This is a genomic window from Nitrosomonas halophila (assembly GCF_900107165.1).
Classification (GTDB): Bacteria; Pseudomonadota; Gammaproteobacteria; order Burkholderiales; family Nitrosomonadaceae; genus Nitrosomonas; species Nitrosomonas halophila.
The window spans coordinates 31,426-56,807 of record NZ_FNOY01000002.1; the positions used below are offsets into that span (position 1 = coordinate 31,426).

General features: G+C 54.7%; 24 protein-coding genes and 2 other RNA genes. 13 read left to right on the plus strand and 13 right to left on the minus strand.

All coding sequences use genetic code 11. From position 1 onward, the window contains the following. The first annotated feature begins 66 nt into the window (after positions 1 to 66). The 4 genes from BLV85_RS00690 to BLV85_RS00705 all read left to right on the plus strand — a co-directional run bounded on the left by BLV85_RS00690 (position 67) and on the right by BLV85_RS00705 (position 6,125). The gene (locus BLV85_RS00690) at positions 67 to 1,764 is read left to right on the plus strand and encodes a bifunctional protein tyrosine phosphatase family protein/NAD(P)/FAD-dependent oxidoreductase (RefSeq protein ID WP_090411088.1); all 1,698 of its coding nucleotides are present in this window, start codon (positions 67 to 69) and stop codon (positions 1,762 to 1,764) included. A gap of 519 nt (positions 1,765 to 2,283) precedes the next feature. Then, complete coding sequence (locus BLV85_RS00695; protein ID WP_090411091.1) at positions 2,284 to 3,672, plus strand: KamA family radical SAM protein; 1,389 nt, start codon at positions 2,284 to 2,286, stop codon at positions 3,670 to 3,672. A 470-nt stretch (positions 3,673 to 4,142) separates the two neighbouring features. Further along, on the plus strand, positions 4,143 to 4,535 hold the full coding sequence (locus BLV85_RS00700; RefSeq protein ID WP_090411093.1) for an RNA-binding S4 domain-containing protein: 393 nt from the start codon (positions 4,143 to 4,145) through the stop codon (positions 4,533 to 4,535). A gap of 369 nt (positions 4,536 to 4,904) precedes the next feature. Beyond that, positions 4,905 to 6,125: a porin gene (locus tag BLV85_RS00705; RefSeq protein ID WP_090411095.1), complete on the plus strand. Its 1,221-nt coding sequence runs from the start codon at positions 4,905 to 4,907 to the stop codon at positions 6,123 to 6,125. Positions 6,126 to 6,400: 275 nt separating this feature from the next. Here BLV85_RS00705 and rnpB read toward each other — a convergent pair. From rnpB to BLV85_RS00745, 8 genes are all read right to left on the minus strand, one after another. Then, positions 6,401 to 6,691: RNase P RNA component class A (rnpB, locus tag BLV85_RS00710), an RNA gene on the minus strand. 170 nt (positions 6,692 to 6,861) lie between these two features. Next, positions 6,862 to 7,389, minus strand: a complete 528-nt coding sequence (locus BLV85_RS00715) for a CinA family protein (protein WP_090411097.1) — start codon at positions 7,387 to 7,389, stop codon at positions 6,862 to 6,864. Then, on the minus strand, positions 7,389 to 7,931 hold the full coding sequence (locus BLV85_RS00720; protein WP_090411099.1) for a phosphatidylglycerophosphatase A family protein: 543 nt from the start codon (positions 7,929 to 7,931) through the stop codon (positions 7,389 to 7,391). The genes BLV85_RS00715 and BLV85_RS00720 overlap by 1 nt, the downstream gene beginning before the upstream one ends. Continuing rightward, positions 7,909 to 8,895, minus strand: a complete 987-nt coding sequence (gene thiL / locus BLV85_RS00725) for a thiamine-phosphate kinase (RefSeq protein ID WP_090411101.1) — start codon at positions 8,893 to 8,895, stop codon at positions 7,909 to 7,911. Before thiL ends, BLV85_RS00720 begins: the two co-directional genes overlap by 23 nt. 53 nt (positions 8,896 to 8,948) lie before the next feature. Beyond that, entirely contained in the window at positions 8,949 to 9,443 is a 495-nt protein-coding gene (nusB, locus tag BLV85_RS00730) for a transcription antitermination factor NusB (protein WP_090411103.1), read from the minus strand. Next, positions 9,440 to 9,934 (minus strand): 6,7-dimethyl-8-ribityllumazine synthase, encoded by a 495-nt coding sequence (ribH, locus tag BLV85_RS00735; protein ID WP_090411105.1) that lies wholly within the window; start codon positions 9,932 to 9,934, stop codon positions 9,440 to 9,442. The genes nusB and ribH overlap by 4 nt, the downstream gene beginning before the upstream one ends. Before the next feature lie 49 nt (positions 9,935 to 9,983). Then, positions 9,984 to 11,093, minus strand: a complete 1,110-nt coding sequence (gene ribBA, locus BLV85_RS00740) for a bifunctional 3,4-dihydroxy-2-butanone-4-phosphate synthase/GTP cyclohydrolase II (protein ID WP_090411206.1) — start codon at positions 11,091 to 11,093, stop codon at positions 9,984 to 9,986. Between the two features lie 8 nt (positions 11,094 to 11,101). Then, the gene (locus BLV85_RS00745; protein WP_090411107.1) at positions 11,102 to 11,692 is read right to left on the minus strand and encodes a riboflavin synthase; all 591 of its coding nucleotides are present in this window, start codon (positions 11,690 to 11,692) and stop codon (positions 11,102 to 11,104) included. A 135-nt stretch (positions 11,693 to 11,827) separates the two neighbouring features. Between BLV85_RS00745 and typA the strand changes: the two genes are divergently transcribed. The 4 genes from typA to BLV85_RS00765 all read left to right on the plus strand — a co-directional run bounded on the left by typA (position 11,828) and on the right by BLV85_RS00765 (position 15,523). Then, positions 11,828 to 13,642, plus strand: a complete 1,815-nt coding sequence (gene typA, locus BLV85_RS00750; RefSeq protein WP_090411208.1) for a translational GTPase TypA — start codon at positions 11,828 to 11,830, stop codon at positions 13,640 to 13,642. 23 nt (positions 13,643 to 13,665) lie between these two features. Continuing rightward, on the plus strand, positions 13,666 to 14,289 hold the full coding sequence (locus tag BLV85_RS00755; protein ID WP_090411109.1) for a DsbA family protein: 624 nt from the start codon (positions 13,666 to 13,668) through the stop codon (positions 14,287 to 14,289). Positions 14,290 to 14,386: 97 nt separating this feature from the next. Further along, entirely contained in the window at positions 14,387 to 14,659 is a 273-nt protein-coding gene (locus tag BLV85_RS00760) for a hypothetical protein (RefSeq protein WP_090411111.1), read from the plus strand. A 231-nt stretch (positions 14,660 to 14,890) separates the two neighbouring features. Beyond that, on the plus strand, positions 14,891 to 15,523 hold the full coding sequence (locus BLV85_RS00765; RefSeq protein WP_090411210.1) for a hypothetical protein: 633 nt from the start codon (positions 14,891 to 14,893) through the stop codon (positions 15,521 to 15,523). Between the two features lie 201 nt (positions 15,524 to 15,724). Here the strand turns inward: BLV85_RS00765 and mutM are convergent, their stop codons facing one another. The 4 genes from mutM to BLV85_RS00785 form a co-directional block, all read right to left on the minus strand. Beyond that, positions 15,725 to 16,543 carry a bifunctional DNA-formamidopyrimidine glycosylase/DNA-(apurinic or apyrimidinic site) lyase gene (gene mutM, locus BLV85_RS00770; protein WP_090411113.1) on the minus strand — a complete coding sequence of 273 codons (819 nt, stop codon included), beginning with the start codon at positions 16,541 to 16,543 and terminating at the stop codon, positions 15,725 to 15,727. A 97-nt stretch (positions 16,544 to 16,640) separates the two neighbouring features. Continuing rightward, positions 16,641 to 17,975 (minus strand): GldG family protein, encoded by a 1,335-nt coding sequence (locus BLV85_RS00775; RefSeq protein ID WP_090411115.1) that lies wholly within the window; start codon positions 17,973 to 17,975, stop codon positions 16,641 to 16,643. Next, positions 17,968 to 18,714, minus strand: coding sequence for an ABC transporter permease (locus BLV85_RS00780; protein WP_090411117.1), 747 nt, complete (start codon positions 18,712 to 18,714; stop codon positions 17,968 to 17,970). Before BLV85_RS00780 ends, BLV85_RS00775 begins: the two co-directional genes overlap by 8 nt. Then, positions 18,711 to 19,469, minus strand: a complete 759-nt coding sequence (locus tag BLV85_RS00785; RefSeq protein WP_342706978.1) for an ABC transporter ATP-binding protein — start codon at positions 19,467 to 19,469, stop codon at positions 18,711 to 18,713. Before BLV85_RS00785 ends, BLV85_RS00780 begins: the two co-directional genes overlap by 4 nt. A 344-nt stretch (positions 19,470 to 19,813) precedes the next feature. Between BLV85_RS00785 and BLV85_RS00795 the strand changes: the two genes are divergently transcribed. The 5 genes from BLV85_RS00795 to ssrA all read left to right on the plus strand — a co-directional run bounded on the left by BLV85_RS00795 (position 19,814) and on the right by ssrA (position 24,026). Further along, complete coding sequence (locus tag BLV85_RS00795; protein ID WP_090411214.1) at positions 19,814 to 20,524, plus strand: OmpA family protein; 711 nt, start codon at positions 19,814 to 19,816, stop codon at positions 20,522 to 20,524. 356 nt (positions 20,525 to 20,880) lie between these two features. Continuing rightward, positions 20,881 to 22,200: a TRZ/ATZ family hydrolase gene (locus BLV85_RS00800; protein ID WP_090411216.1), complete on the plus strand. Its 1,320-nt coding sequence runs from the start codon at positions 20,881 to 20,883 to the stop codon at positions 22,198 to 22,200. 19 nt (positions 22,201 to 22,219) lie between these two features. After that, on the plus strand, positions 22,220 to 22,924 hold the full coding sequence (ubiG, locus tag BLV85_RS00805; protein ID WP_090411121.1) for a bifunctional 2-polyprenyl-6-hydroxyphenol methylase/3-demethylubiquinol 3-O-methyltransferase UbiG: 705 nt from the start codon (positions 22,220 to 22,222) through the stop codon (positions 22,922 to 22,924). Positions 22,925 to 22,948: 24 nt separating this feature from the next. Then, positions 22,949 to 23,596 carry an HAD family hydrolase gene (locus BLV85_RS00810; RefSeq protein WP_090411123.1) on the plus strand — a complete coding sequence of 216 codons (648 nt, stop codon included), beginning with the start codon at positions 22,949 to 22,951 and terminating at the stop codon, positions 23,594 to 23,596. 70 nt (positions 23,597 to 23,666) lie between these two features. After that, positions 23,667 to 24,026: a transfer-messenger RNA gene (gene ssrA / locus BLV85_RS00815) on the plus strand. A 96-nt stretch (positions 24,027 to 24,122) separates the two neighbouring features. On the opposite strand, the gene BLV85_RS00820 is transcribed toward ssrA, so the two are convergent. After that, positions 24,123 to 25,337 (minus strand): hypothetical protein, encoded by a 1,215-nt coding sequence (locus BLV85_RS00820; RefSeq protein WP_090411124.1) that lies wholly within the window; start codon positions 25,335 to 25,337, stop codon positions 24,123 to 24,125. Positions 25,338 to 25,382 lie beyond the last annotated feature (45 nt).

The window sequence follows — 25,382 nt, forward strand, 5'->3', positions numbered from 1 at the left end:
GAAAAGCCTCGCATACCTGGTCATGCCGGCAATTATGCAAATTTATCCCAACAGGAGGAGCGCATCATGAGCACAACACCCCAAGCAAACTGGAACAAACTGGATGACAAAGTCGCTGTCACGGGACAAATCAGCACCGAAGATATCGCCAAGATCGCCACAGCCGGTTACAAGTCGATCATCTGCAACCGTCCCGACGGGGAAGGCGGGGAAAACCAGCCAGCCAGTTCCGAGTTGAAAAATTCAGCGCAAGCAGCTGGCCTGCAATTTGCCTATCTGCCGGTTGAAATTGGGAAAGTGACCGCTGAAAAGTGCGCCGAATTCCACCAGCTACTGGAAAAGCTGCCCGGCCCGGTATTGGCTTTTTGCGGCTCGGGCAAGCGCGCCAAGGCCCTATATGAGCAAAGCGAAGCAACCCAAGTCGCTGGCAAGCAAGAAGAGCGCGTCACCGATGCCTGCAACTGGGAAGAAGGTTCGCCCAAAACATACAGCGTTCCGCCTGCACAGGCTGGCGAAAAACAAACCCTGGCGGCCTGCAGCTGGGACAATGCATTCGACATCGTGGTGGTGGGCGGTGGGTCAGCAGGCATTGGCGTCACGGCGAGCCTGTTGCGTCGCCAGCCTTCTCTGCGAATCGCCATCCTCGAACCAAGCACCAAACACTACTACCAGCCTGCCTGGACGCTGGTGGGTGGTGGCGCATACGACATTGCAGAAACAGTCCGCGATACGGCCAATGTCATTCCACCGGGTGCGGAATGGATACAGGCCGAAGTCAACGGTTTTACACCGGACAACAATCTGGTTCATTTAGCAGATGGACGCTCGATCGGCTATCGTCAATTGATCGTGTGTCCGGGCATTCGGTTGGCATGGGAAAAAATCGAGGGTATCGAAGAAACGCTCGGCAAGAATGGCGTCACCTCGAACTACCGGTTCGATCTGGCGCCTTATACATGGTCTCTGACCGAACAACTCAAGAACGGCAAAGCGCTATTTACACAACCACCGATGCCGATCAAGTGCGCCGGCGCGCCACAGAAGGCAATGTACTTATCCTGCGACCATTGGTTGCGTCAAGGTGTTCTGGATAACATCGACGTCGAATTCAATACCGCCACACCTGCACTATTCGGGGTGGCGGATTTCGTGCCGCCCTTGATGGAATACGTCAAGCGCTATCACGCCAAGCTGGTTCTCAGTTCCAACCTGATCAAGGTCAATGGCCGCGATAGGATTGCAACGTTTGAGGTCAAGGACAGCTCGGGGCAAGTCAGCCGGGTAGACAAACCTTTTGACATGCTCCATGTCACGCCACCCCAAGCCGCCCCCGATTTCTTGCGCAACAGCCCCCTGGCCGATGCCAGTGGTTTCTGCGAAGTCAATCCGCAAACATTGCAGCATGCCCGTTATCCGAACATCTTCTCGCTGGGTGACGCAAGCTCCTCGCCCAACGCTAAAACTGCGGCTGCGGCCAGAAAACAAATTGTCATCGTCGCCGAAAACCTGCTCGCCGCCAAAACAGGGCACGAACTGAAAACTATATACGACGGCTATGGCGCCTGCCCCCTGACGGTTGAGCGAGGCAAGGTGGTCATGGCCGAGTTTGGTTATGGCGGTAAATTGCTGCCTTCCTTTCCACTCAACCCGACGGTTCCCAGGAGATTTTATTGGCAGCTCAAGGTCAAGTTTTTTCCTTGGCTGTACTGGAATGCCATGTTGAAGGGACGTGAATGGCTGACACGCTCCACAGGCGCCAATTGATCAACAGGCCGGATATTCGCTGATCCGGCCGCATGCACAAGGGGTCGATAGACCATGTACCTGCGCTAAGCGGCAGATAATGCTATCATAAACGCCCTTGTGCTGATTTTGGGTCGGCAGGACGTCAGTGCTGAAATGACCTCAACACACAATCTAAAAAAGCTAATAGTGCGCTCAGCAGAGTGGCAGGCCCTTGGTATGGGCGAGTGTTGCGCCATCATCGTCACCTGTGGCTGATACCCGCAAACGACTCACTTCGTCTGATCTGTCATCTTGCCGGCGGCTTTGCACTGACCTCCTAAACTTACATTATTCTGGCTACTTGTGTATTAGTATCATACACATCAGCACACCTTATCAACCTGGCAATTCTTGACAATGCAGCCGCTGGATAGAGAAAATTTGCGGTCAGGGCACGCCTCGTAAACCGCTCCAGCTTCCCGGGAACCCCCTGCGAGAGATGACAGTCTGTCAAGAATGATCGCCCGGTAAATCCTTGCAATTTTCAGGACATACCTCATGCATTTATATGATTATTCAAGCACTCATAACAACAATCCATTAAAGAATCTGACCGCTGTCAGAAACTATCGAGTCTATACCGAGCAGCATCTCGAAGCCATTCCACAAATAGCGCGGCTATCGCCCGCACAGCGGCGTGCCATGCAAGTCGTTGCCAAGGTACTGCCCTTCCGCGTCAATCAATATGTCATAGATGAATTGATCGACTGGAATAACATTCCGCATGATTCGATATTTCAGCTTACCTTCCCGCAACAAGACATGCTGGCACCGGAAGACTTTGATCGGATCGCCTCGATGCTCGATGCCCAGGCCGACCCTGCTTCCCTGCAAACAGCGATCAAAGCAATCCGCGAACAACTCAACCCACATCCAGCCGCGCAACAGTCACTCAATGTGCCACGCCTGGATGGCGAGCATCTCGATGGCATGCAACATAAATACCGTGAAACGGTATTGTTCTTCCCTAGCCAGGGCCAGACCTGTCATAGCTACTGCACTTTCTGCTTTCGCTGGGCCCAGTTCGTGGGCGACAAATCACTGCGTATCGCAACCAGCGAATCTACCCTGCTGCACCGATATTTGGAGCGGCACCGGGAAGTGACCGATCTCCTGATCACAGGCGGAGATCCCATGATCATGAAAACCCGCCATCTAACAAGCTATCTTGAACCCCTGGCCACACCGGCATTCGAGCATCTCCAGACCATACGCATCGGGACCAAAGCCTTGTCGTACTGGCCCCACCGTTTTGTGCTGGATGATGACGCGCACGCTTTGTTACAACTGCTCGAAAAATTGGTACAAGCCGGCAAACATGTCTCCATCATGGCGCACTGCAACCATTGGCGCGAATTGGACACACCCATCGCCCGCGAGGCAATTCGAAAGCTGCGTGAAACCGGCGTCGTCATACGCAGCCAATCACCACTGGTTGCACATATCAACGACGATGCCGAAATTTGGGCGCGAATGTGGAAAGACCAAGTCAAGCAGGGTATTGTGCCTTACTATATGTTCGTGGAACGCAATACCGGGGCAAAACGCTATTTCGAAGTCCCACTGGTCAAGGCCTGGGAAATTTACCGTACAGCAATCCAACAGGTTTCCGGCATGGGGCGCACCGCACGCGGACCATCAATGAGCGCCGGTCCAGGCAAGGTTGAAATCCAGGGCGTAGCGGATATCAACGGAGAACGTGTATTCGTGCTGCGCTTCATTCAAGGCCGCAATCCGGACTGGGTGCAGCGGCCATTTTTCGCCCGTTATGATGCACAGGCAACCTGGCTGGATGATTTGCGTCCCGCGTTCGGAGAACAGAAATTTTTCTTCGAAGAGGAATATGCAGCCATGTCGCGCGATGAGCATGGGTTGCTGATGAATTGATGCGGCTTATAGCAATCCAGTCAGGAATCCTCGGTTGACCGCTAGGCTATCCGAAAATAAACTGATCTACTGCGGACGAAGCTGTGATCGCTATTCTCGGACAGCCTCCTAGTACTCCGTTCCGTCAATTGGCTTACAAATGAAATCGATGGATTCGCCTGCCAGGCTAGGCACAAACCGCAGTCATAGCCGTAGCTATGGCGAGGATTTGCAACAACGCATGACAGGCGAAGACGCGATTTCATGTAAGCGGTTTGGCGGAACGGAGTACTAGGCGAGTTTATATGGCTAAATTACATCATGATGCATAAAACAATTCTTCATTTTCGTAGCCGCCCGATTGCTACGATGCTCACAAACCTGGGACAACCATGCAACCAAGCTCTGCCATGTGGCAAAAACCGCACAATTCGACCAGTCCAAGTGAAGATTCCGAGTCAATCACATTCCCTTTTTCTGGCTATCGCTAAATGAGTGCGCCGGTTCCAAGCGAGAAATACCGCATTGACAAATGGTTATTCGCCGCGCGCTTTTTCAAGACACGGTCACTGGCCGCCGAAGCGATCGAACGGGGGCGGGTGCATATCAATGGTGCACGGATCAAACCCTCCAAAACCCTCTCGGTGGGCGACAGACTGGATATCCGTATAGGACCTTATCATTATCAAGTGGAAGTGCTGGCATTATCGAATAAACGCGGACCCGCCACGACGGCGCAGAAGCTCTACCACGAAACCGATGAAAGCCGTCAGGCGCGCGCAGAACTCGCCGAGAAACTGAAAGCACAACCCCATTTCGAGGGCAAGGGCAGGCCAACCAAGCGTGTCCGGCGTGCGCTGGAGAAATTCACGAGTAGCGAATAATGACCCGGACAGGCATCAACCCTCCACCCTAGCAATTGCACGCCGCACTTCCCTGAGTGATCCGGGACACCCACCACATCAACTGATCGGGAAGCGATTTTTTCCTGCCATCCATGGATTTCTCGACTAGCAAGGTTGATGTGTTGCTCAAAAACAACAAATCAAGGCAGAAAAAGCAAGAAAAGCTTGTTTATTGTTGCGCGACTGATTCCTCTTGGGCACAATCCGACTAACCCTTCTGATCTGGAAGGTCTGAATCAAGCAAGACATTCAAGACGCATGCCCTCGGTAGATTTTGAATGTGCAATGTTCAACATTACGATCTTTATCGTTGATTGTGGTTGTTTTAATCTTTAAGGAGAGTTTCAAATGAAAAAAAGACTGATTTCTCTGGCTGTGGCCGGAGCCTTGGCAGCGCCATTGATGGCTTCCGCTCAAGGCACGCATGTCACCATCTTCGGTCGCTTGCAAGCTGAATACGCTACCATTGATATCGATGGATTCAGAAATCAAACAGCGATCACCGATGATGCTTTGCAATCCCGCTGGGGTCTGCAAATCGCTGAAGACTTGGGAATGGGTTTGCGTGCATTGGGACGGGTTGAATTTGCCATCAACCCAGGCTCGGGCAGACAACAAACCGCACGTGAACAATGGGTCGGTCTGGGTGGCGATCAATGGGGTGAATTGAAATTCGGCCGCGTACAATCGCCTTTCAAAGACTTTGCCGGTGGTCAAACCATCGATCCATTCGCCTACACCAGCTTGCACGCCACCGGTAGTGGCGGTCTGATGGTCTCCTCGCTGAATGGCTATGGCGCTGGCGATAACGGTTTTGTCAACAGCGCAGTACGCTACGACTCCCCGGTCGTAGAAGGTTTCTCCTTGTCTGCTTTGCTGATGCCTGGCAGCGCTGACAAACTGAGTCCTGCGGCCAACAACTTCGGTGTAGGTGGAGATCCTACCAACGCTGGCGGCAAAAATGGTGAATGGGATTTCCAGATTGCTGCCAAGTACAGTGCACAATTTGATGCACTGGGCGTAGACGTTTTTGGTGGCTATTCCAGAGACAACAGAAGTGAATGGCAGAAAGATGTCGGCGGAAGAAATGAAGAAATCTACCGTGGCGGTGCAAGCCTGAGCTATGATGAGTTCCGTTTACGTGGACAATATGAATATGTCAACAATGCCAACCCATTCGGCGGCGCGGCAACCTGTACCGATGCAGCTGCCTTTGGTCAAGCAGTCGGACCTATCAGTCTGGATGGTGGCCGTGGCCAATGTAACTCCGCAATGAATGCAAATGGCGATGGTTATCTCTGGATGCTGGGCGCAGACTACACCATTGGCAACACCATGCTGGTCGCACAGGGTGGTATGACCAAAGCGAAAAGCCAGGGCGCAAGAGGTATCTTCGGCGCTTCTGCCAAACGCAACGTAGAAAACATCACTGTCGGCGTCATTCACAACCTGAGCCGTCGTTCCAGCCTGTTTGGTGGTTACCAACGCGTCTGGGTAAACGATAGAAACATCGTTGTCGGCGATGCTGACCGTAATGTCTACTCTGTAGGCGTACGTCACGATTTCTAAGTAAATGCTTGGATAGCTGAATGACCAGAAAAGGGCGATAGAACTTATCTATCGCCCTTTTTGTTTTGTACACCGGTCATCATTGGATGCGCCATGACCCGGCAACAGTGGCCCTGCATAGGACGTGCAAGTGCGTATGCAAACAAGGGTTGGGGCCACGCTTGCTCTGAGGCCAAGCCATACAAGATCAAGATAAAGAAATAGGGCTGTACTCGAGAAAAAAGGGAATACAGGCGGACAATCGATGCAGCGGCAGCGCCTGGTTGACCCAGGAATAGCGAAGCTGGCCGATAAGCCGGGTTCTGTCATGGACAGTCATTCATCTAGGCGCATGGTTACCCATGCGCTCAAGCAACCTACCCGCAGACTCGGCGAGCAACGTCATCATCTGCCTATTTGGTCTTGCTCCGGATGGAGGTTACCGCGTTTCACCGTAACTTAATACGCTCGTCTCTGTGGCCCTGTTCCTCACCTCACGGCGGCCGGCCATTAACCGGCATCCCGCTCTATGGAGCCCGGACTTTCCTCTCCCTGGTTATCCAGGCAGCGACTGTCTAGCCAGCTTCACAATGTATTCTAACAGGACTTAAGGACTCGTTAATGAATAACTTGGGCATACGCTGGGCGGCTGGATGGCTGCAGCCCATTGAGCCTCGCCTGCGTTTGCGCAGCTTAAAGCCGATGATTGATTATTGCTGGACGAATGGTGCGCAAGTGCACCCTGCCACCCTGCCGTTCAGGCCAATTGAGAATGGGACTGCAGTAGATCGAGGGTGCCCTGCAACCCGGTAGCGACGGCCTGTCGCCGGATTGTCTCACGATCGCCTTTACACAAGCAGGTTGCGCTATTTAGCAGCCGATCCTTAACGATCCAGCCGAAGCAAACGGTCCCCACCGGTTTTGCTACCGACCCGCCATCGGGCCCGGCTATCCCCGTGACTGCCACAGCAACCTGCGCTGCGCTCATTTTAAGCGCCCCTTGCGCCATTTCCCTGGCGGTTTGTTCGGAAACCGCGCCAAAGGTCTTCAATGTCACCGACTGCACGGTTAGCATTTGCTGCTTGGCCAGATTACTATAGGTGATGAAGCCCCGGTCATACCAACCGGAACTGCCCGGCACAGCGGTCACTGCCTGCCCTATCCAACCGCCCGTGCAGGATTCCGCAGTCGCCAGCAGCAAACCATTTATCCGGAGGACATCGCCCAGCTGCTGGGCCAGGCACAGCAACGCTTGATCACTCGGCTCGGAATGGCCATCAGGCATTAGAAATAGCTCTCAAACAACACCATTGACTTCCAACCCGCCAGGCAGAGCAGCGTATAGAAGGCAGCGACCAAATCATCGAGCATGACACCCAACCCGCCTTTGAGCTTGCTGTCCAAATAGCCAATCGGCGTAGGTTTGACGATATCGAAAAAACGGAATAGCACAAAAGCCGCGAGTAGCCAGAGCCAGTGATCCGGGGTAAAAAACAATACCAGCATGAAGGCCACTATTTCATCCCACACCATGCCAGAATGATCGGGCGAGCCGAGCGCCCGGCCCGTCACGGCACAGGCCCAGATACCCAGAATAAAGAAGACATCAATAATCAGCAAAAGTGAAATGGGTTCGACCAGCGTTTCCAGGAACCAATAAAGCGGAAATGCCACCAGCGTGCCCATCGTGCCGGGCGCGAAGCGTATCAAGCCAATACCAGCCCCCATGGCAACGAAATGCGCCAGCCTGACATGGACAAACGCAATATCCGGCTTCAATGGGCGTCGATGTTGTGGCGAATAATTATCGGGCAAGGAAGTGATCATGGCCTTTTCTCTCAACGATTACAGGATTTCCAGTGGTAGTCAGAATAGTCAATCCGCTTCCTGTCATGATCTTGCCGATACGGGAAAGAGGAATGTCCAATTCATGCGCAAGCCGCACAATAGCCTCACGTTTGCTCTCAGGTGCAGTCATACACAATTCATAATCATCCCCGCCCGCCAACAAACAGTCAATAACCAGCTGCCGGTCAGTATGTCCCAGGGACAATCTGCTCTTCATGGCCGAAGAACAGGGAATCTTTTCCAAATCGATGACCGCCGCAACATCGGAGCGCGCCAGTATATGGCTCAGATCGGCCACCAGCCCATCTGAAATATCAATGGCGCTATGCGCCAGCATCAACAATCGCTGACCAAGCCGGACGCGAGGGAGCGGTGCATGCAACGCACGCAGGCAAGGCGAAGCCTCCTCTGCTGTCAGTACCAAGCGCCGCTGCAAATATGCCAGCCCCATGGCGGCATTTCCGAGCTCTCCCGAGATCCAGATATCGTCGCCTGACACTGCGCCACTGCGCTTGAGTGCCTTGCCAGCCGGAATTTCACCGATAATCTGTACCCCAATATTGAGCGGCCCACCCGTCGTATCGCCGCCTATCAGCTCGACCTGATATAAATCCGCCAATGCAAAGAAGCCGCTGGCGAAACCCTTGAGCCAGTCGTCATTTTGCGCCAGCGCTTCGGTCAATGTCAGGGATAATGTGACCCAGCGCGGCGCCGCGCCCATCGCAGCCATATCGGACAGGTTCACGGCAAGCGCCTTGTAAGCCAATTTGTCGGGTGCGACATCCGGGAAGAAATGCCGCCCCGCCACCAATGTATCGGTCGAAATGGCCCAATCCTTGCCTGGCGAACAAGCCACCAATGCGGCATCATCCCCCACGCCCAACAACGCATGCTTGGGCGCACGGGAAAAATAGTGACGGATGATATCAAACTCGGAATTCATCGCTGATACCAGCCCTTACCGGAGACGGACAATCCCTGTTCCAGCCAGGCGGATTAATTCTGTTTGAGAGGACGGGTACGGTGCAGCGCCAATTCTTCGGGCCGCAGCCGGCTGGCCAACTTGTCCAATACGCCATTGACATACTTATGCCCGTCTGTGCCACCATAGCTCTTGGCCAATTCGATTGCTTCATTGATGACCGCCCGGTAGGGTATTTCCGGATGGTGAACCAATTCATAGGTGCTGAGCGATAGAATCGAAAACTCTACGGGACTGAGCTCAGACAACTGACGGTCCAGGCAAGGCTGAATTTGTGCCTGCAATGCCGTGACATGTTCCAGCACGCCATATAATAAATCCGCAAAATAAGCGGCATCGACCCTGCTGAAAATTTTGGCCTCACGTAGCTGAGCATCGATATCACTGGCATTGCCGCCAGCCAACCGCCATTGGTAAATTCCCTGCAAGGCAAGCTCTCGTGACAAATGGCGGCGCTTTTTGAATTTTGGCGCCGGCTTCGCAGGTGCAACAGAATCAGTCAAGGTCATACATCAGTAGATTGGTCAATTTCATCAAGTTTCAAGGTGAGATTGGCCATTTCCAGCGCGGCTTGTGCGGCATCAATCCCTTTCTGTGTCATGCGGGCCAGCGCCTGGTCCTCGCTTTCGGTGGTAAGAATGCCATTAGCGATGGGAATATCACACTCCAGCGCGACCGAGGCCAAACCACGCGCGGATTCATTGGCCACAATCTCGAAGTGGTAGGTATCACCGCGAATGACTGCGCCCAGTGCGATCAAGGCATCGTACTGATCGGATATGGCCAGTTTCTGCAAGGCAATCGGGATCTCCAGTGCACCGGGTACTGTCACCAGGAGCATATCCGCTTCCAGCACACCCTGTTTGACCAACTCTGCGGTACAGGCGCCAAGCAACCCTTCGCCAACGTCGATATTAAAACGGCTCATAACAATGCCAATGCGGAGCCCATCACCCTTAAGACTTGTATCGAGCTCAAGAATATTGTCGTAGTAGGCCATGCGGAATGCTCCTTAAAGAATGAAATTGATTACTGATGGTTGGGGGGTTTCAGTCACATGAGCGGCGTTTAGGCTCCAGATAACCGGTCACTTCCAGACCGAAGCCTGTCATGCTGGGCATTCTACGGGGAGTAGCCAGCAAGCGCATTTTGCCAACACCCAAGTCTTTCAGAATTTGGGCGCCTATGCCATGATGGCGCAAATCAGCGGTAGGTTTATCTTGCTGGCGTGGCCGGGTCTGCGCAATGCGCTCTGCCAGGATATGCGCATCATTTTTTCGATGGAGCAACACTATCACCCCTTGCTCTGCGCACGCAATGGCAGACATCGCGTCGTGCACGCTCCAGGAATGGGTACAGTCATCGATTTCAAGTATATCGATCACGGACAGCGGCTCATGCACACGCACCAGCACTTCCTTGTCGGCGCTCGGCACACCCTTTACCAGCGCAAGATGCATCACGCCGATCATTCTATCATGGTAAGCAACCAGCCTGAATGCTCCCTGAGCAGTTTGTATCGGCCGTTCGGCTATCCGCTCCACCAGACTCTCGGTCAGACTGCGATAGTGAATCAGATCCGCGATCGTGCCAATTTTTAGCTGATGCTGCCTAGCAAATTTGATCAAATCCGGCAGCCGCGCCATTTCGCCATCCTCCTTGAGGATTTCACAGATCACAGCCGCCTCGGTCAATCCAGCCATGCGCGCCAAGTCACATCCCGCCTCGGTATGGCCTGCGCGCACCAGCACGCCGCCTTTCTGCGCCTTGAGCGGGAAGATATGACCGGGCTGAACCAGATCCTCAGGCCTGGCATCCGGCTTGACTGCTGCCTGAATCGTGCAGGCACGGTCGGCGGCAGAAATACCTGTCGTGACGCCACTGGCTGCTTCGATCGAAACCGTGAAATTGGTGCCCAATGGCGCATGATTGGCTACCACCATCATCGGCAGCTTGAGTTGCTGGCAACGCGTCTCGGTCAAGGTCAAACAGATCAGCCCTCTGCCATGCCTGGCCATGAAATTGATCGCTTCCGGCGTGACAAAATCCGCGGCCAGCACCAGATCACCCTCATTTTCGCGATCTTCCTCATCGACCAGGATGACCATTTTGCCGGCCTTGAAATCAGCCAGAATTTCTTCTATTGGACTAATGACCATATCTGCCGTCATGCCTGGTTCAGTAAGCGCGCCACATAGCGCGCCACGATATCGATTTCGAGATTCACTTTTTTGCCTTGTTCAAGATATTTGAAATTCGTGTTTTGCAATGTATGGGGAATAAGATTGACTTCAAAACTGAGGCCGGTGACTTGATTCACCGTCAGACTGACCCCATCGACCGTGACCGATCCCTTGGGGGCAATATATTTCAATAGTGCTTCGGGCGCCTGGATTGCAAGCAGACAACGATCGCCTGTCTGCCGGAATTGCACCACTTCCGCCACGCCATCGACATGACCGCTTACCAGATGGCCGTCCAATCGATCGGAGAACTGCAACGCTTTTTCGAGGTTAACTGGATTGTCAAAAAGACTCAGACCGCAAGTGCAGTTTAGAGTTTCGCCAGAAATGTCGGCCGCGAAAGAATTATTTTCCAGCGCGGCCACCGTCAAACACGCACCATTGACAGCGATACTGTCGCCGATGGCAACGTCCGATAAATCCATGCCGCCAGGATCGATGTGGACACGCAGGGTATCCCCGCCAGCATCCACGGATTTGATTCGACCAACAGCCTCAACGATTCCTGTAAACATCGATTATTTCCTGAATGTAATAAATAATTTACTTGCAGCCATGCATGCGCCGGACCAACCCGGCCAGGCGCATCCGCTGTTATAATAATGAATTTGGCTAGCCCGCCCAGATTGATTCTCAAGGACACGTTTATTATGACACGCCAGCTCCGCAATATCGCCATTATTGCCCACGTAGACCATGGCAAAACCACCATGGTCGACAAACTCCTGCATCAAGCCGGCACATTTGCCGCCCATCAGACAATAGCCGAACGCGTCATGGATTCCAACGACATTGAACGCGAACGCGGCATTACCATTTTCTCCAAAAATTGTGCAATCGACTATGAAGGTGTCCATATCAATATCGTGGACACCCCCGGACACGCCGATTTCGGCGGCGAAGTCGAACGCGTGCTGTCAATGGTCGATGGCGTCCTGCTGCTAGTAGATGCCGTGGAAGGTCCGATGCCACAAACCCGGTTCGTCACCCGCAAAGCCCTGGCGCTGGGTTTGTGCCCGATCGTAGTCGTCAACAAGGTCGATCGACCGGGCGCCCGGCCCGACTGGGTCGTGAATCATACCTTTGATCTATTCGATAAACTGAGCGCGACGGAAGCACAGCTCGATTTTCCTGTAGTTTACGCCTCCGCGTTGAACGGTTTCGCCACATTGGACTTGAATCAGCCCAGCAAAGATATGCGTCCACTGTTTGACATGATTCTCAAACATGTACCAGCGCCCACTGGCAACCCCGACGGACCGCTACAATTGCAAATCAACGCACTCGATTATTCGAGCTTTGTCGGGCGCATCGGAATTGGCCGCATTAACCGCGGCCGCATCCGGCCAGGGCAGGATGTCATGGTCATGACCGGCGATCAACCAATGAAGAAAGCGCGCGTCAATCAGGTCTCGGGATTCCAGGGCCTGGACCGCATCCAACTAAGTGAAGCGGCTGCCGGTGACATCGTCCTGATCAGCGGTATCGAAGAACTCAGCATTGGCACCACGCTGACAGATATCGAACGGCCCGAAGCGCTGCCGATGCCGGTTGTCGATGAACCCACGCTCTCAATGAACTTCCAGGTCAATACCTCGCCTTTCGCAGGCCGGGAAGGCAAATTCGTCACCAGCCGCCAATTGCGTGAGCGCCTGGAAAAGGAGCTGCTGACCAATGTCGCCCTGCGGCTGGAAGAAACCAGTGAAACCGATTCATTCCTGGTCTCGGGTCGGGGTGAACTGCATTTGACAATTCTGCTTGAAAACATGCGGCGCGAAGGCTACGAGCTTGCTGTCTCGCGCCCCCGCGTAGTGATCCGGGAAATCGATGGGGTCAAATGCGAACCGTTTGAAATCCTGAGCATCGACGTGGACGAAACCAACCAGGGCCCTGTCATGGAGGCCATCGGTACGCGGCGCGGCGATCTATTGGACATGATTCCAGATGGGCGCGGACGGGTACGCCTGGAATATCGCATTCCTGCACGGGGGTTGATTGGTTTTCAATCGGAATTCCTGACCATGACACGCGGCACTGGCATCATGAGTCATATATTTGATGAATATGCACCGATGCGCCCGGACATCGCATCGCGCAAGAATGGCGTGTTGATCTCGGCTGAAAATGGCGAAGCAGTCGCGTATGCGCTGTGGAAGCTGCAGGAACGCGGACGGATGTTCGTGAGCCCCGGCGATCCGCTGTACGAGGGCATGGTCATCGGCATACACAGCCGCGACAACGATCTGGTCGTCAATCCGATCAAGGGCAAGCAATTGACCAATATTCGCGCATCGGGTCACGATGAAGCAGTTGTGCTGACACCCCCCATCCAGCTCACACTGGAATCCGCGATAGAATTCATCACCGATGATGAACTGGTTGAAATCACGCCCAAAAGCATCCGGATCCGTAAACGCTTGCTGCTCGAACATGAACGCAAGCGTGCTTCGCGTTCGGCAGCGTGACAGGCCCCGCCTGAGTTGTCAACATGACCACCCCCACGCTATGGTATGTGGCAGACCCCATGTGCTCATGGTGCTGGGGGTTCGCGCCGGTAATAGAACGAATCAGAACGGAATACTCGCAGCTTCTGACCATTCGACTGCTGCTGGGAGGGCTCCGGCCCGGCACCAAGCTGCCACTGGCGCCAGCCAAAAGAGCAGAGATCCTGCATCATTGGCAATCCGTACAAGCTACGACCGGCCAGCCATTCAAGTTCGAAAATGCCTTGCCGAAAAATTTCATCTATGACACCGAGCCTGCCAGCCGGGCGCTGATCAGCGTAGCGCTGATCGAACCTTCGCAAGTCTTTCCATTTTTTTCGGCAGTGCAACGGGCGTTTTACCTTGAACAGGTAGATGTCACGCAGCCGGATAACTTAAAAAAACTGGCAGCCGAATTGCATCTGCCGGCAACCCGTTTCATCGAGACTTTCGAATCCGATCAGACAAAACAGCAAACCCTCGATCATTTCCGCCGCGCAGCAGCATGGGGCATCACCGGGTTTCCAGCGCTCGTGGCCGAGAAAGCGGCACAGCACCGGCTGATAACCATGGGCTATTGCCCATACGACACGCTCCAGCAGCGGCTGGATGGCTGGCTATATTCGTAACCGCTGCCATGTCTGCGAGAGCGGGAAATGGCCAGGCCCATATGCCGTCAATGACTCAACCGATTCCTAATCCATAAGACCTGACAGGCGCCTCTGAATGAAAATTTACTGGCTACTCACGGCACTCCATGCCACACCCGCTCTGGCGGCAGAGATGGTCACTTATGAAGCAGACATCGCGCCGATCCTACAAGCCCGCTGTGTCATCTGTCATTCGGCTGGACGGCTACGCCCACCGCTTGGATTAAAACTGGACAGCCTGGAAGGCATGTTCGAAGGCAGCCAGAATGGACCGATTGTCAGAGCCAATGATAGGAGACAGCCAGGCCGAAGCGGAAATCGCATTATTCGAACAGTGGATTGCAAATAGCCTGCAAACTGAATGAACCGGCTGGCTCAGTCCGTAGCGCTGCCACAGATTGAGTTGCTTGCAAACATAGCAGCCAATCATCACGCATGTCTTCTGGCAATCTCGCCTTAATGGCTATCCGAGCAGCATGCTTGCGCGCTGATCCATGGTCAAGGTTTGACTTCATGCCATTATTGATATATAGATATGCCGGTTAGTTATATCTATATTTTTCAAAAAGGATTACAAACCATGATGGAAACCTGGCAAGAATTATCTTTAAATACGCGACGCTTGCTGGTGACCCTGGGTATTATCAGCGTGATCGTACTGATAGGGATGCAATTTCATGTCAGCTCCCAGGGCGATATGTCCGACACCTATCCCAAAGGCTTTCGTGGCGGCACCTGCACGATCGAAACCGATTCACTGCTGATCGGCTTTTCCGCCTACCTGATTCCCAAGGATTACGAGATTCCACAGGATGCCATGAGCGCCCTGTCAGTGCCCGTTCTATGCGGCAAAGTGCCCGGACCCGGCATGCTTGACGTGACGATCGACCTGCTCTACCCAGAAGCCATACGCGACAAACCCCTGGCACTGCGCTTGGCTAAATTGGAAGCAGCAGGCAGTGAACGAGACATACTGTCACTGCCAGCCAGCCTGTATCGATCCGGCACCATCTCCCAAGCGCTGCAGCTGGACCAGCCTGGGCAATACAGCCTGTATATCCAGGGCCAGAATCTTGATAATCAGGACTTCAGCCTGGAGATGCCGATCAAAGTCGGGACCGAATGGTGGGAAGAGTTGCTGACCAACTGGCCGCTGGTCTTGATACTTGCAGGCGCCCTATTCTTCTATAACTTCAGAAGAGTCGTCGATTGACCCTATCAAATAGCGATCAGGCGTTTCAGGCGCAACCTCCTAGTACTCCGTTCCGTCAATTAGCTTACAAATGAAATCGATGGATTCGCCTGCCAGGCTAGGCGCAAACCGCAGTCATAGCCGTAGCTATGGCGAGGATTTGCAACAACGCATGACAGGCGAAGGCGCGATTTCATGTAAGCGGTTTGGCGGAACGGAGTACTAGCGCTGGCAATTCGCGCAATAAAAAGTCGAGCGCTGTCCTTGCCGTATCTTCATAATGGGCCTGCCGCACTGTCGGCAGGCCTGGTGCGTGCGGTCATAAACCCAATACTGCTGTTGAAAATATCCCGGACTGCCCCCGCAATCGACGAAATCCCGCAGACTGCTGCCGCCCGCCTCGATCGCACGCAGCAAAGTCACCTTGACCGCTTCGGCCAATCGCTCACAGCGCTTCACCCCCAAACGGCCAGCCGATGTCAGCGGGGAAATCCCTGCATGAAACAAGGCCTCGCTGGCGTAAATATTGCCTATGCCAACCACTATATGTTGATTCAGGAGCGCTTCCTTGATGCTGATGCGCCGGCCACGCGTCCTGGCATGCAAAACCTTGCCGTCAAACTGCTCGCTCAGGGGCTCGGGGCCCAACCCGGCCAGCAAAGGATGCTGGCAAACATCGTCGCCTGGCCACCACAAAATTGCGCCGAATCGACGCGGATCGCGAAAACGCAGTAGGCGACCGTTGGCCAGCAGCAGATCGAAATGATCGTGTTTGCCTGGTGCCACCGGTTCGGACAAAACACGCAAACTGCCGGACATGCCCAAATGAATGATCAACACGCCATGATCGCAGGCCATCAGCAAATATTTTGCCCGCCGGCTCACGGCATGTATGATTTGCTGCGGCAGAACCGATGCCAGATTGGCGGCTATCGGCCAGCGCAGCCCCGTATGCCGCACGGCCACTTGCGCGATGCGCTGGCCAGTCAAATGGGCCGCAACCCCGCGTCGGGTGATCTCGACTTCTGGCAATTCCGGCATAATCAAACACCCCGATTCCGCTGAGTCAGGGTGCTCCGCCTGCCATCCACCTTATTGGCCGACGTCGGATTCATGCCAGTTTTACCGTCTTCCAGCATCATCGGCGCTTGCGATACCAGCCGACCAAAATCCCGCTTGCCAGGAATGCCAGCGGCAACGCAACCAGGAAGACCCCCACCATCACGGTCAATGCCCATTCACTCAGCACCAGCCGGCTGTCGACCGTAGCGGATGGTTGAATCGCGATCAGAGCTTCATCTCCGGCCAGCCAATTGAGCATATTGATTCCGAAATCGAGATTGCCGCCATTACCGAGATGGCTATTCGCCAGAAAATGCCCGTTTCCCACCACGATCACGCGCTGTTCGCGATCATCCACAATCCGACTCAACGCCACGGCCACGCTGACCGGGCCCGCCACATCGCTGTCCGCATCGAATGAGACTTCATCGCTGATCTCGCCAGTTTCCACCCAACCTTGTGGGGCAGCTTCCACCAATACACTGCCGAACCACTCCCTATTGTGTTCCAGAATCAGCTGGCGCGCAAACGGGAACACGGTGAGATAATCAAAATTCTCGGTCACGGCATGCCGACCATAGAGTGTGCCCAAAGCGAATCCAGGCGGCGCACGCAACCGCTTCGCCTGGGGATCGACAATCACGCCGGGCGTGAAAACAATGCCCAGTCTCTCCGCCAATGGCAACAATCCATGCAATGCACCCACGTCGGCCAGCCATAGCAAATTTCCGCCTCGCGCCAGGTAATCCAGCAGTTGATCGATTTCCCCCTCCAGCAGATCAATTTGCGGTGACGCGATCAGCAACACGCTCGTATCGCGCGGAATATCCGCTTCATCAGCAAAATTGAATGCCTCGCTGTTGAAACCGATTGCCTCCAGCCTGCTGCCGAAGTCTCCCAGATCGCGCTGGGCAATGCCGTCCAGCTTGCGCTCACCATGGCCGGATAAAGCCAGCAGGCGTTTTTCATGGGTCCGCGCCAGCCGGAGCAAGGTATTGGTGAACGCCTGTTCATTGATGGCCGTCAGGCGCGCGCTGCGCTGATGGTAGCGCACTACCAGCTCACCATTGAGCTTGACACCTGCCTCGTGCGCAAGCTGTGGCTGCTCGGCCGGATCAATGAAATCCAGCGTGAGATCAGGCTTGATGCGTTGATAGACAGCAATAAAATTACGGATCATGCCGCGCACATCCCCCAGCTGCGGGTCTTGCGCCGTTGCATAAGCCGTCACCTGCACCGGTCCATCCAGCTTCTGGAGTAGATCGACACTGGCCTGACTCAGGCTGTTGCGGCCATTCTGGGTGATATCCCACTGCATACGGTATTCCAGCGCCCACACCCCCAACAACACCATCAAGATCCCCAGCAAAATACGCACCATCCCTCTCTGCGGTCGCCCCTGTTTAACCATGCAAGCGCTCCCTATCAAGCTGACGCATGGTCAATGCCAGAAAGGCCACCACAAAAAGCAGGCAAAAAGCCAGGCTAAAGGTATCGATCAAGCCCAGATTGAAATTCTCGAAATGCTGGAATATCGATAGATAACGAACCGAATGCGCCACCACATCCAGCGCCACAATATCCAGGAGCCACAAAAACAGCAAAACACCCATACTGCTCAGTGCGGCCAGCGCCGGGTGCGAAAACAAGCTGGAAAGATATAACCCCAGGGATGCAAAACAGGCAGCCAGCAGCGTGAGCCCGAGTACATTACTGCATAACAATCCGAAGTCCAGGGTACCGCCAACCAGCAGTGAGCTGGACAGCACCAAGATCAGCAGCAATGCCAGCAGAAAGAAAACCATCAGCGCAGCAAACTTGCCCAGCACGATCGCCGCGATGGATACCGGTGCGGAAATCAGCATCACCAATGTATGATTGCGCCGCTCTTCCGCCAGCATGCGCATGCTCAAAATCGGCGTGATCATCAAAAAAGCGATTGATGCCACGGAAAATACCGGCGCCACGATCACTTCGGTGATGCCGGGTGGATTGACAAGCTGGGTGAGCTGCGTTTGTATCGCCAGGAAGGTATGCAGGCGCTCCAGAAATACCCAGGCCAGCACCAGTTGCATCAAGGCCAGAAAAATCCACGCCAGGGATGAAGCAAATAATATTTTCAGTTCCTTGCAAACAATGGTGGTGATCATCTTGTCGCTTCCCGCATAGGTCTATCTCCCATAGTAAGCTGCCCGAACAGGGTTTCCAGGTTTTCGCTCTGCTGCTTCAGCGCACCCAGCCCGGCATCCAGAACCAACCTGCCGTGATGCATAATTTGCACATGGCTACAAACCGCTTCAACCTCCGATAAAGCGTGGGTAGAAAATATGATCGCATGCGACCGGCCAAGCTCACGGATCAGCGCACGGACATGCTGAATCTGATTGGGATCGAGTCCCGCCGTCGGTTCGTCCATAACAATCACTTCCGGCTGATGAATGATGGCCTGGGCAAGTGCGACACGCTGCTGAAAACCCTTGGACAACACGCCGATCAGGCGCTTGCCGACTGCGTTCAATTCACAGCGCTGCTTGACTTCGTCCAGGGCGGCCGGCAATGCCGCACTATCCATACCATGCAGTCTGGCGGCAAATCGCAGGTATTCGTCCACGGTCAGCTCGCGGTAGAGCGGCGGCATTTCGGGCAAATAACCGATATACCGCTTGGCTTCCAGCGGATACGCCACCAAATCCACGCCACAAATACGCACGCTGCCACTGCTGGGCGCAAGATTGCCCGTCAACATCCGCATCGTCGTGCTTTTGCCCGCACCATTCGGCCCCAGCAGGCCCAGAATATCTCCGCGATGCAGTTGCAGACTGTATTCGTGCACCGCGTTGTGGCGGCCGAAACGGCGGCTCAGATTATGGACTGCCATTGCTGGCATGGCACTAGTTTCAATCACGGCCATTCTCCATATTGAACTTGCATATCATATATAAATATTTCTGGCCTTCGGAACAGAAAATGAACAAGATGTCATCGGAGAACAACCTGTCTGCATATATTTTCCAGAAAAGTTGCCGATAATTTAATGGCAGGCCTCCAAATATGATTGATACACTGTTGTGTAAAGACAACACACGCGTTTGACAAAAATAAAAGGAACGACTCATAATCGAATCAAGCAGTGCATGAACAATCATTTTCAGGCCAGGATCAAGGGAAAGATCGTGTCAGCAGGCATGATCCATGAAAGAAGTGGGTGTGATGATTGAGACCAGGGTTTTTATACATAAGGACAATAGCATGAATAAGATAATATCAACCAAGAAATACCTAATCGGGGCGGTTGTTTTGCCAGGGCTGCTGAGTGCCGGCGCAGTAATGGCCGATATGCATGGCCTGGATGGCATTTCTGCCAGACAGGGGTTCAGCGTGGCCGAAAAAACGGAAGCCTATAGCGTAGACGATCGCGGCGTTGTTGTCAGAAATTCTACCGGCTTATGCTGGCGTACCGGTTACTGGACACCTGCCATGGCCATCTATGAATGTGATCCGGATCTGGTCAAACAGCCCGAGCAAGTTGTCGAGGCACCACCACCGCCGCCAGCCCCCGCACCACTGCCGGAGCCTGAAAAAGTATCCTTCTCGGCCGATGCCCTGTTTGATTTTGACAAGGCAGCACTGAAACCTGATGGCAAGCAAGCGTTGGAAGACTTCGTCGGCAAATTGGAAAATGTCAATTACGACCTGATCATAGCTGTCGGCTACACCGACCGGATTGGATCGGATGAGTACAACAAAAAACTTTCCGTCAGACGCGCCGAAGCCGTCAAGAGCTATCTCGTCTCGCTCGGCGTCAGCCCGGACCGCGTCTTTACCGACGGCAAAGGCAAAGCCAATCCAGTGACCGGCGATAGCTGTAAAGGCGTCCGTGCCACCAGAGACCTGATCGCCTGTCTGGCACCCGATCGCCGCGTGGAAATCGAAGTCGCAGGCACCAGAGAAGCCCACTGATTTTCCTTTGAAATCGACCAAAAAGCCCTGTCTTCGCACAGGGCTTTTTGGTGTCTGCCTAGGAGACTATCCGAGAACAGGCTGATCTACTGCGGACGAACCTGCCAGGCTGAATTTTTCGATCCTTTTCGTTGAATAGAACAACTATTCGCCTCAAATGATCGAAAAATCCCGCTCAGCCAGCTTCGCCCTCGCTACGATCGCTATTCTCGGACAGCCTCCCAGGAGGCTGTCCGGCAAGCGTCAGCAGTCACGCAAGGTGCGCTTGCACACCATGAAACTAACCATAAATTGTTTCAGACTGTGTGAATCTGTTGATAATCGGACAGGGACATATTTTGGCATCCCCATACACCATGCACCCCACAGTCATCGATACCTTGATCGAAGCTCGTTGGATCATCCCGGTCGAGCCATCCAGCAGCATCCTGACAGAACATGCCATTGCCGTTCACCAAGGCGTGATCCAAGCGATACTGCCCATCCCTGAAGCACGGTCGCGCTACCAACCCGCCCATCATGTCGCACTGAAACAGCACGCCCTCATTCCCGGATTGATCAATTTGCACACCCACGCCGCCATGACCCTGATGCGCGGCCTGGCCGATGACCTGCCGCTGATGACATGGCTCAAACAACATATCTGGCCGGCTGAAGCCCGATTCGTCGATGCACGCTTTGTGCGGGAGGGCACACAGCTCGCCTGCGCGGAAATGCTCAAGGGGGGCATCACTTGCTTCAACGACATGTATTTCTTTCCGGCGGCGGCAGCCGAAGTGGTCACGGCCTGTGGCCTGCGAGCCGGAATCGGGCTGGTCGTGATCGACTTTCTGAGCGCCTATGCCAGCGATGCCGATGATTATCTGGCCAAGGGGCTGGCGCTGCGCGACCAGTATCCCCGCCATCCGTTGCTGACCTTTTGCCTGGCCCCGCATGCACCCTATTCGGTCAGCGACAAAACCCTGAGCAAAGTCATGACGCTGGCGGAGCAGCTTGAACTGCCCGTCCATATTCATGTGCACGAAACACAGGCTGAAATTGAAGAAAGCCTCACAACCCATGGCATACGCCCATTGATGCGACTGCAACGGCTCGGGCTGCTGGGCCCGAATCTTATCGCCGCACATATGGTCCACCTGAACGAGGATGAAATCAGTCTATTCAACCAATATGGCGGACATGTCGCACATTGCCCGACCTCCAATCTCAAACTTGCGAGCGGCATAGCGCCCATCACCACTTTACTCCAGCAGGGGGTCAACGTTGGCCTGGGCACGGATGGTGCAGCCAGCAACAATCGGCTCGACATGTTCGAGGAAATGCGCCTGTGCGCCCTGCTTGCCAAAGGCTTCAGCGGTCAGGCCGACGCGCTGCCCGCCTGGCAGGCATTGCGCCTGGCGACCCTGAATGGCGCCAAGGCACTGGGGCTGGAACAGATAACCGGCAGCCTGGTTGCAGGCAAGGCAGCAGACATTGTTGCAGTCGAGTTCTCTGAGCTCGAGTTGTCCCCTTGTTACGACCCTGTTTCACATCTCGTATATACTGCCGGACGTGAACAGGTCACCCATGTGTGGATCAACGGGCAGCTATTGCTGGACAATAAAGAACTTGTTACTCTCAAGGAATCCGAGTTGCTTAGTCACGCAGCTTACTGGCAAAAACGTCTTACCAGTTAACTCTCAAGGCAAAAATTGTATGGAAAATGATGGCATCAATGCAGATCCGCTGGAACTGGAAAAATTCAGTCAACTGGCACACCGCTGGTGGGATCCCCAAAGTGAATTCAAGCCCTTGCATGAAATCAACCCGCTGCGGCTGAATTTTATCGACGAAATGGCCGGACTAAAAGGAAAAGCCGTGGTCGATGTCGGGTGTGGCGGCGGCATCCTGTCGGAATCGATGGCCGCACATGGCGCCCAGGTAACCGGCATCGATCTGAGCGACAAGGCACTCAAAGTCGCCAAACTGCACCTGCTGGAAAGCGGTCATCAGGTCGACTACCGGAAAATCACGGTCGAAGCGCTCGCAACCGAACAACCCCATCACTACGACATCGTCACCTGCATGGAAATGCTGGAACATGTGCCCGACCCGGCCAGTGTCATTCACTCCTGCTCGCGGCTGGCAAAACCCGGAGGGTGGGTCTTCTTCTCGACCCTGAACCGCAACCCAAAATCCTATTTATTTGCCATCATCGGCGCCGAATACGTGCTCAATCTACTGCCGCGCGGCACCCATGAATACGCCAAATTCATCAAACCCTCCGAACTGGCACTCATGGCGCGCAATGCAGGACTGATGGAAACCAAAATCATCGGCATGACCTACAACCCGTTAACCAAAGTCTATGCCCTGGAAGCCGACACCAGTGTCAACTACATCATGGCGTTCCAGGCTTGATGCACATCGGCTGGCAGCGCTGATATGATCGAAGCGATCCTGTTTGACTTCGATGGCACGGTTGCGGATACCGCCCCTGACCTGGGCCATGCGCTCAACCGGCAGCGGACCGCACGCAACCAGCCCCCCTTGCCCATCGAGCAAATCCGCACCGAAGCCTCGGGCGGTGCGCGCGCGCTCCTGCGTCTCGGCTTCAACCTCACCCCGGAGGATCCGGATTATTCAGCGATGCGCGAGGAATTCCTGATCTTCTACACCGAACAGCTATGCCAGGATACCTGCCTGTTTCCAGGCATTCCCGCGCTGCTCGCACAACTCGAACAGAAAGGCATTCCATGGGGGATTGTCACCAACAAGCCGGCCAGATTCACCCAGCCGCTGATGCGGCTGCTTGGCCTGCATCAGCGCGCTGCCTGCGTCATCAGCGGCGACGACACCCCCCACAGCAAGCCACATCCCGAACCGTTGCTGACCGCCTGTCGGCAAATCGCCGCCCAGCCCAGCCGCTGCATCTACCTGGGTGACGATGCGCGCGATGTGCAAGCCAGTCTCGCGGCCGGCATCAAACCCATCGTCGCCCTGTATGGTTACCTTGGCAGCCACAGCGCACCGCAATCCTGGGGTGCTGCCGAACTGATCGAACAGCCCGAAGACCTGCTGCGTTACATTTAATCTGCTAGAATGTCCGCAGTTGAACTTTTAGCATCAATCACCACTCTTACCTGCAATTAAGAATTCCATGGGGGGCGATCCGGCTTCGACGTGGGTTGCAAAGCAGAGCAGGGCATACCGAGGATCAGTAACCTCGTAAAACCACTGAAAAAAAATAGTCGCAAACGACGAAAACTACGCTTTAGCCGCTTAATCCGGCTAAACTCCACACCGGTGGGCCTCAACGCCGGGTCTGGCAGCAGACAGTGGAGTCACTAACGAGGATCGCGTTTTGCAGGGTTACTTTGCAGAGCGCTAAACGATAGGTAACTCGCTTGCCACCAGCCTGCCGGTTGGCGTGTGGTAAGTCAAACTAAACAATTCGGCTAAGTATGTAGAACTGTCTGTAGAGGACTTGCGGACGCGGGTTCAATTCCCGCCGCCTCCACCAATAACGAAACCCCAACCGAGAACGGTTGGGGTTTTTTGTTGCCTGAGCGGGCCGGCTCCCGCGCGTTGCCGGGGTTGCTGCGAAAAGCGGACCCTGTCAGTCCGACAGATGATGGGCGAGGATCGATTTCAGAAACGAATTGCCGGGCTGAGTGCTGGCGATCATGTCCCGGATCTGTTCGTTGATATGCTGGACGGGGATGCCTGTGCCCGCTGCCGCCTGCCTGACTGCCGAATACGCATCGAGCACATCGGCCCCGGTAATTTCGTAGCCATGGCCGAGGGAGATCCAGCGCAACGCGGCCAGGCCGGCGGCGAGCGCGAAGTCAGGTTGCTTCTCAGCGTAGTCGCGGGCAGCGCGGGTCAATGTGCGTGGATCGGTTGGGCTGCATGCCGCCAGCTCAACCGCCATGGCGAACAGACCCGCGTCCTTGGCGGCGGCGAACCACTTGCCCTCGGCACCGGGTGTACTGGACACCAGGTCACGCAGGATCTCTTCCGGCTGCTTGTCGGGATACTTCTTGGCGATGGCACGAAAGGTCGCCAGGTTCGTTGTGCCCCGATTCGCCTCCAAGGCATAGCGCCGGTAGGCCTCGTCGGCCAAGCCGGAGGACAACAGGATGGCCTCGCAGGCCTGTGCAATCTGCCACTCCGGGTCATTGAGGTTACGTGATTCCTCGGCGTAGCGGATCGCCTCCGCCCTCCTGCCCATCGCCGACAATGCTTTCACGCCCCAGCGCTGGTAATGCCACCACTTGAATGGCGCTTTGTCGATCAGCGCCAGCAGTTCCTGGTGGCGGCCTGCGGCGTACATCGATGCCAGGCAGGCACTGGTGCCCTTGAAATACCCGTGATCAGACGCCTTTGCGCTCCACACGCTTTCAAGGACAGGCATGAACTCATCGGCCCAGTGCGATGCCAGCTCTGGCGTCACGCACAACTCGCCCCAGTAGTCACCCAACAGTTCGATGTAGGGCACTTCGTCGTCCTGCAGCGCCTGCCACAAGCGCTCGAGCCAGCGCTGGCGCAAGGATGCGTCGACATCGGCCTTGGCGATGATGGGCACCAGTGTTTGGATGGCCTTGTTGACGGCCGAACCCAGGGCACCCGATGAGCTGTCCACCTGCTCCAGGGCTGGCGAGAGTTTTTCCAGCAGGGTGATGGCCCCCTCAGCCGCCAGCACAGGCTCCTTGCGGGCGACCTGTTTGATCTCGGTTAACGCTTCCTTGATGCGCTTGATCGGTAGATCGGAGCGCCAGCCGAAGGCATTACGGCGGAAACGGGAAGTGAATTGCCATTTGTGGGTAGTCATATTCCTGGCCGGTCTCCCTGATCAGACGTTAATTGGAGTAGTCTT